Genomic DNA, 6,728 nt, shown 5'->3' on the forward strand with positions numbered 1-6,728 from the left:
TTTTTGTTCCCCGGGACAGCCGGGGTGAGTATTGAACATGGCATTGCAGGAACGGGTGCAGGCGCTGGCCAGGCGCTGATCGCCCGGCCAGATCCGACAAACCGAGCCGATGCGTGGGCCAGGCAGAGCCTGGCCCCCCAGCGCTTTTCGTTGGCCATCCCGCCCGGATGGAGGCACGGGCTGACAGCGGATCGCTCTCCTCGAATTTGCTGAAGTTTTGTATAATAAACATAGATTTTTTATGATCAATCACCGATCCATCCGCGTGAGGAGATGGAGGCCAGCAAATCTATCGGGCAGGGGTGTGGCCTTGTCGTACATCCGTCGGGTCCCAGCCGTGGAGCGGGCGCTCCAGCTTTTGGAATGGATCGCGGAGCGGCCGGAGGGTGTCCTTCCCTCGGAGCTGATCGACCGTCTGGGCCTCTCGCGCACCGGCGCCTTCGCGTTGCTGAACACGCTCAAGGCCCACGGTTATCTGGAACAGGCAAGCCCGCGAGGACCCTATCGTCTGGGCCCCCGGTGGTGGGTGTTGGCCGCCCGCACGCATCCGGAACGGACGCTGCGGGAGTTGTTCCGAGCGGAGGCCCGGGGGTTTTCGGAAAGCGTCGCCCTCCTGCGCCCGGTGGGCGATGAGGTGGTCGTGATCGAGGCGGTCTTGGGCCGCCACCCGCTGATCGGCCACTGGGCGATCGGGGAACGCTTCCTGCTCTCCGAGAGCGCGGCGGGGTGGATCTTCCTGGCCGATCGCCAGGCCCGCGGCCGCTGGGAGAAGATCCGGCGGAGCGGGATCGCCCGCCGCGCCCTGGGATCCGTTGTGGAGATCGCCGCGCCGATTTGCCCGGACGGCCGGCATCCGTATGTGGCCCTGGCGGCGCGTCTGCCGGCCGCGCGGGCCACTTCCGCCTTTGCGGAAGGCTTGCGGGCCGCAGCCGCCCGTCTCTCCTTACGGTTAGGCGCCCCCGCCTATCAGCCCTATGGGGTGGAACCCCAGGGCCTTCCGCTGCGCCGGCTCCGCCCGGCCGAGATCATGGCGTTCCTCGAAGGCCCGTGGGTCGCCCGCCTGATCGGCATGCGCGTCGACGGTCAGCCCTACGCCGTTCCTGTCTGGTATGTGTGGGAACAGCCGGCCCTCTGGATCGCCGCGTTCCCGGGCTCCCGATGGCCCGATCATGTGCGCGTCCATCCGCGGATCACGCTGTTGATCGATGAGCCCTGGCCGCCCCTCCGACGGGTCCGGGTGGAGGGGGAAGCCATCCCTCAGCCGTTCCCCGAGGGCCCAGAGGGGTTGCTCACCCGCTTGGCGCATCGCTATCGTGTGGATTGGCCGCTTCCATCCCATGGCTTGGAGACTTTCCGGATCCTCCCCGAACGCATGGAGGGTCGGCGAGGGCTGGTGGTTTCGTAACGGCATCTCCCCTGGGGTTCGTAAGCCAGGGGAAGGTTCACGATGAACTCTGGAGCGTCCGAAATGCTGGATATCCGGATCTCCGGCGTGGTCCAGATCTTCTCAACTCCCCAGGGCCGATGGGCGGTCTTCGAGGGCTTGGACCTGGAGGTCCCCCCGGGGTCCTTCACCGTCATCGTCGGGCCCAGCGGGTGTGGGAAATCCACCTTGCTCCGGCTGGCGGCGGGCCTTCTGCGCCCGGCGGCGGGCGAGGTGCGCGTGGGGGGGCTTTCCCCGGCGGAGGCGCGGGCCGCGCGTCGGATCGGGTGGATGGGGCAGCAGCCTGCCTTGCTCCCCTGGCGCACAGTGGAGGGGAACATCCGCCTCGCGCTGGAGGTGAACGGCCGATCCCTTCGGCCCTCGCTCGCCATCGAGGAGCTCATCGACCTGGTTGGCCTGAGAGGGTTCGAACGCGCTTATCCCCATATGCTTTCGGGGGGGATGCAACAACGGGTGGCTCTGGCGCGCACCCTGGCCCCTGAGCCTCAGGTGTGGCTGATGGATGAGCCCTTCGCGGCCTTGGATGCCCTGACCCGGGAACAGCTCCTGGAGGAAGTCGAGCGGCTCTGGCAACGGTTTCGGGCCACCGTCCTTTGGGTGACCCATGATCTCCATGAAGCGGCGCGGCTGGCCGATGAGGTCGTGGTCCTCGCAGGCCGCCCGGCGCAGATCCGGGCGCGCTTCGCGATCCCGGATCCACGCCCGCGGCGGGATGAGCGGCGGATCGGCGAGTGGGCGCACCGGATGCGTCAAGCCCTCGCTGGAGGTATACGATGAGCCGGATGGCCTTCCTGCGCGCCCCCGCGTTGCCCATCACCCGGACGTCATGGCCGGTGCAGAGATGGATCCCCTTGGTCTTGCCCTTTGCGCTTCCCACAGCGCTGCTCGCCTGGGAGCTGACCGTCCGCGCCGCCCGGGTGCCGGTTTATCTGGTTCCCCCGCCTTCGAAAATCCTCGGCGTGCTCTGGGTAGAGCGGGGGCTATACCTTCAGGCCGCCGCCGTTACGATGGGGGAGGCGATCGCCGGGCTGGCCATCGGCATGGGGGTCGCCCTGGGGCTGGCGGTGGCCGCCACATTCTACCCCCCATTGGAGCGGGCGGTCATGCCCCTCGTGCTTCTGCTGAAGGCGATCCCTCTGGTCGCCATCGCGCCGATCCTCACGCTGTGGTTCGGCTTCGGCCCCATCCCCAAGGTGCTGATGACCGCGCTGTTGACCTTTTACCCCGCCCTGGTGTCGTGGATGAGCGGGCTGCGGGCGGTGGACCCGGCGGCTCTGGAGCTGATGCGGGCGTGGGATGCTTCGGATTGGGAGATCTTCCGATATCTGCGATGGCCCTCCGCGTGGCCCTACACCTTCGCGGCGTTGAAGACAACGATCCCGCTGGCCTTGATCGGGGCGGTGGTGGCGGAGTGGACGGGCGCCTCCGACGGTTTGGGGCGGGTGATGTGGCTGGCTCAGACCAACCTGGATATGCCCCGCCTGTTCGCTGCCGCCATCCTCCTCGCTGCCATCAGTGTGACAGGTTATGCCCTCGCATCTTGGAGGGAGCGACACATCGCTTGGTGGCGATCATAGGGCGTCCCTGATGGAGTTGTGCCGTTGGTTCCCCCGTGAGGGTGGGGCCGGGCGCCTTCGTTGCCCGGCCCCACCCTCATCAACTGTTTTCATCTTGGGCCGTGGGGAGGGAGGATGAAACGTGTTGGGGCCCTACCCCTCCTCTCGTGGACTTCGAATTTGTCTTCCCTCCGCACCGCCCTTCGAGCGATGAGGAGGGGAGAGAAGTCTCAAGCCAAATTTCGTTTCCAGGGGGTCATCGATGTCCAGGATCCATCGAACGCTTCGATTGGTTCTCTCCATGGTTATGGGTCTCGGGATCATCGGTTGCGTCACGCCGACGCCGCGAGCCACCCCCACAGTCGCGCTCCAGCATATGGTTTTCATGGCCGGCTACAAGCCGCAGGCCAACCTGCCCTTTGTGGGGGTGTATATCGCGAAAGAGAAAGGCTACTTTCTTTCGGAGGGCCTCGATGTGGAGATCCAGCATTCCACCGGCCGGGGAGAGCATCTCCAGCTGCTGATGGCCGGCAAGGTCCAGGTGACCACCCAGGACGCGGCGGTGCTGCTCCAACGGCGCGCCGATCCGGGCCTCCCGCTGGTCTCCATCGCGTTGATCGGCCAGCGGGGGCAGCAAGCCTTCGCCGCCCTGCAATCCTCCGGGATGCGGACGCCGAAGGATTGGGAGGGGAAGCGGGTGGGGTATAAGGGGGCGCCCCCGCCGGATCTTTTCGCGATCATGGAGGCGGCGGGGGTGGACCGCAGCCGGGTGGAGCTGGTCAACGTCGGCTTCGACCCGCGGGTGCTGGTGCAGGGGTTGGTCGATGTGTACCCTCTATTCAAATCGAACGAACCTTACTTGCTGCGGCAGATGGGACATGAGCTCATCATCTGGGATGCGGCGGACTACGGCGTGCCGACCCTGGGGCTGACCTATGTCACCAACGAGGATCAGATCCAACGGGATCCGGATCTCCTGGTTCGGTTCCTGCGGGCGGCGATGAAGGGTATCGAGGATGCCCGGCGCAACCCCGAGGAGGCGGTGGACATCGTGTTGAAATATGCGCCCCAGGCCGATCGGGGGCACATGCGGTTTATGCTGGAGGCGGAGTTAAAGGATGCCGAATCGGAGGTCACGCGGGCCCATGGGTTGGGATGGCAAACCCGGGAGCAGTGGGAGGCCCTGTACGAGGTCCTACGTCGTTACAACGCCATCACCCGACCCGTGGAGATCGATCGCGTCTTTACCAACGCCTTGTTGCAGAAGGCGCGAGGGGGGTCTCCGTAACGTGGGTTGAGGGCGTGAGGTCGTCTCTCTAGGGGGTTGGACGATCCGATGGCCCGGCGGATGCGGATTCTCCGATCCCCAGGAGCCCCCACGGAAGGCATGGATGGCGATGGTAGGGGTGCCCCTGCTTCGCATATTTACAGCCGACCAGCCGTTATTTAAAATTCAGGTAGTTGCCCCGATCTCGCTTTGCTTGGGGGATTTCCGGGAGGTGTGGGCCGTTGCCTTTCGGGCGGCGGGGAGGGGGAAGAAGGCGCAGAGGGGCCATCTGCCCATCCCCCGCATGCCCCCACACCCCATCAAGCCGAAGTCTCCTAATCCGAGGTCAGGGCGCGCCGGTGGGCGCGTTCTCCACTTTACCCAGCGGGGTTATCAGAATGCGGCGAGAGATCCTCTCGTGGGGAGATGTCGAAGCCCTAATGGATCATTTACTGCCTCAGCTCCGGGGGCCCTTCGATGCCCTGTTGATGATTACGCGGGGGGGGATCGTGCCCGGAGGGATGATCGCCGAAGCCCTGGATATCAAATACATTCTGACCGCTGCCGTCCGCTTCCCGGAGGCCCAGGATTTAAGTCAGGTGAAGCTCTTCACCTGGCCCACTTTCCTGCAGTTCCCTGAGGATGAGCTGCTGCGAGGCCGTCGGGTCTTGATTGTGGATGACGTATGGGCCAGCGGGCGGACCATCAACACGGTCCGGAGCCGGGTGGAGGCAGCCGGGGGGTATCCGGAAACGGCCGTGCTCCATTACAAGCCCCGCGAGTCCCTCTTCCGCCATGGGCCAACCTATTACGCGGCGGTGACGGACGCTTATATCATCTACCCGTGGGAGCTGCGCCGGGGTACTGAAGGCGTCCGCCCGATGGAGCCCTTAGGCGGATAAGGGCCTTTCGGGCGTCGGTGGGGGGATGTGGAAACCGATGGGGGGCCCTGCTTATTTCATCCAGCCTCGCTGCCGGGCGACCTCGTAGAGCAGGAGGGCTCCCGCCACCGCGACGTTCAGGGATTCCATCCCCCGGGCCATCGGAATCCGCACGGCGCGGTGGGGCAGGCGCTGCGCCTCCGGCCCAGGGCCGGAGGCTTCACCTCCCAAGATCAGGGTCACGGGCTCCCGCCAGTTCACCTCAAAATAGACGTGTTCGCCCCCGGGCGTTGCCAGCCAGACTGTTGTGCTCCCGAGAAGCGAAGGGATCTCCGCCCAGGAGGCGATGCGCACTGGCAGAACGAAATGGGCGCCGGCGGCGGCCCGCACGGCCTTCGGATGCCATGGATCCGCTGTCCCGGGTGGAATGATCGCTCCCTCTGCGCCTGCCGCGGCCGCGCTGCGCAGCACGGCTCCGACATTCCCCGGCTCCTGAACCCGATCCAACAGGATCAGAAAGGTCGAGGGCTCGGGCCAGGGAAGCTCCGGGATCGGCGCCACGGCGATGATCCCCTGAGGGGTCTCCGCCTCGGTGCACAGCTCGAGGATGGCCGGAGTGACCTCATAGCATGGCACGCCCGCCGCCTGAAGCCGGTCCAGCGTTTCACGGGCACGAGGGGTGGGGTTCGCGTAGAACGCAAAAGCGAGGCGGTAATCGGGATGATGCTGGCTGAAGCGGAGGGCTTCATCAATTAAACGGGGGCTTTCCAAGACCATCTGGCGATAGGTCCGACGGGCTTTCCGCTGCTCCAGCAACGCCCGGACTCGTTTGACCTTCTCGTTCGATGGACTGGTGATCAAGGGCATAGGGGATTCAAATCATAGGAAGGCCGTTGGAGGGAGGCTTCCCGAACCCTGAGCGCCTGAGCGGGATCAATGACCGGGTGGCCCATCTACAGGAGATGAGAAGGGCGGGGAAGCCCTTTGTGACCTCCCCGCCCGGCCATGCCTCCTGTGCTGGACCCAGCCCCTCAGGGCGATCAGGCGAGCCCCAGCGCCTGGCGAGCGGTTTCGACGAGCCGGGCGAAGGCGGCGGCGTCCCGCACCGCCAGATCCGCCAGGATCTTACGGTTGACGGCGATCCCAGCGGCCCGCAGGCCGGCCATGAACCGGCTATAGGAGAGGCCGTTCTGGCGGGCGGCGGCGTTGATCCGCATGATCCAGAGACGCCGGAAATCCCGCTTGCGCTCCCGCCGGTGTCGATAGGCGTAAGCGAGGGATTTGATCATTGCCTCGTGGGCCCGTCGGTAATGCCGGCTGCGGGACCCCCGCTGGCCTTCAACGATCTTCAGGACCTTCTTGTGGCGACGGCGGTTGGTGACGCTGCTTTTCACTCGAGTCATTGCAACTTCTCCTGACTAATGGAAATTGTCGTGGGTCTGAACGCCCATAGCGCTTCATCCGCATTTGCTATAGGGATAGTAACTATTCAGCCTGGCTTCATTCGGTTTTGGAGCCCCGCGAAGCGGAGGGGGTGTCCTACCATCTTTAGGGGCCGAGCCGCGCGCCAAAGACGCGCG

The 6,728-nt window shown here is 65.4% G+C and carries 7 protein-coding genes; 5 read left to right on the plus strand and 2 right to left on the minus strand.

Translation table 11 applies throughout. From position 1 onward, the window contains the following. Positions 1-310: 310 nt before the first annotated feature. The 5 genes from ACFMO5_RS08795 to ACFMO5_RS08815 all read left to right on the plus strand — a co-directional run bounded on the left by ACFMO5_RS08795 (position 311) and on the right by ACFMO5_RS08815 (position 5,169). Positions 311-1,405 (plus strand): helix-turn-helix domain-containing protein, encoded by a 1,095-nt coding sequence (locus ACFMO5_RS08795; protein WP_376792375.1) that lies wholly within the window; start codon positions 311-313, stop codon positions 1,403-1,405. 63 nt (positions 1,406-1,468) lie between these two features. Further along, positions 1,469-2,221: an ABC transporter ATP-binding protein gene (locus tag ACFMO5_RS08800; protein WP_376792376.1), complete on the plus strand. Its 753-nt coding sequence runs from the start codon at positions 1,469-1,471 to the stop codon at positions 2,219-2,221. Continuing rightward, on the plus strand, positions 2,218-3,021 hold the full coding sequence (locus tag ACFMO5_RS08805; protein WP_376792377.1) for an ABC transporter permease: 804 nt from the start codon (positions 2,218-2,220) through the stop codon (positions 3,019-3,021). The genes ACFMO5_RS08800 and ACFMO5_RS08805 overlap by 4 nt, the downstream gene beginning before the upstream one ends. A gap of 241 nt (positions 3,022-3,262) precedes the next feature. Beyond that, positions 3,263-4,288 carry an ABC transporter substrate-binding protein gene (locus ACFMO5_RS08810; protein ID WP_376792378.1) on the plus strand — a complete coding sequence of 342 codons (1,026 nt, stop codon included), beginning with the start codon at positions 3,263-3,265 and terminating at the stop codon, positions 4,286-4,288. 377 nt (positions 4,289-4,665) lie between these two features. Next, a complete protein-coding gene (locus ACFMO5_RS08815; RefSeq protein ID WP_376792379.1) occupies positions 4,666-5,169 on the plus strand; it encodes a phosphoribosyltransferase in 504 nt (167 codons plus the stop codon). Between the two features lie 51 nt (positions 5,170-5,220). On the opposite strand, the gene ACFMO5_RS08820 is transcribed toward ACFMO5_RS08815, so the two are convergent. Continuing rightward, positions 5,221-6,015 carry a TrmH family RNA methyltransferase gene (locus ACFMO5_RS08820; RefSeq protein ID WP_376792380.1) on the minus strand — a complete coding sequence of 265 codons (795 nt, stop codon included), beginning with the start codon at positions 6,013-6,015 and terminating at the stop codon, positions 5,221-5,223. 173 nt (positions 6,016-6,188) lie between these two features. Then, complete coding sequence (gene rplT / locus ACFMO5_RS08825; protein WP_376792381.1) at positions 6,189-6,551, minus strand: 50S ribosomal protein L20; 363 nt, start codon at positions 6,549-6,551, stop codon at positions 6,189-6,191. Positions 6,552-6,728: the final 177 nt, after the last annotated feature.

It is taken from the genome of Thermoflexus sp. (assembly GCF_042408365.1).
Classification (GTDB): domain Bacteria; phylum Chloroflexota; class Anaerolineae; order Thermoflexales; family Thermoflexaceae; genus Thermoflexus.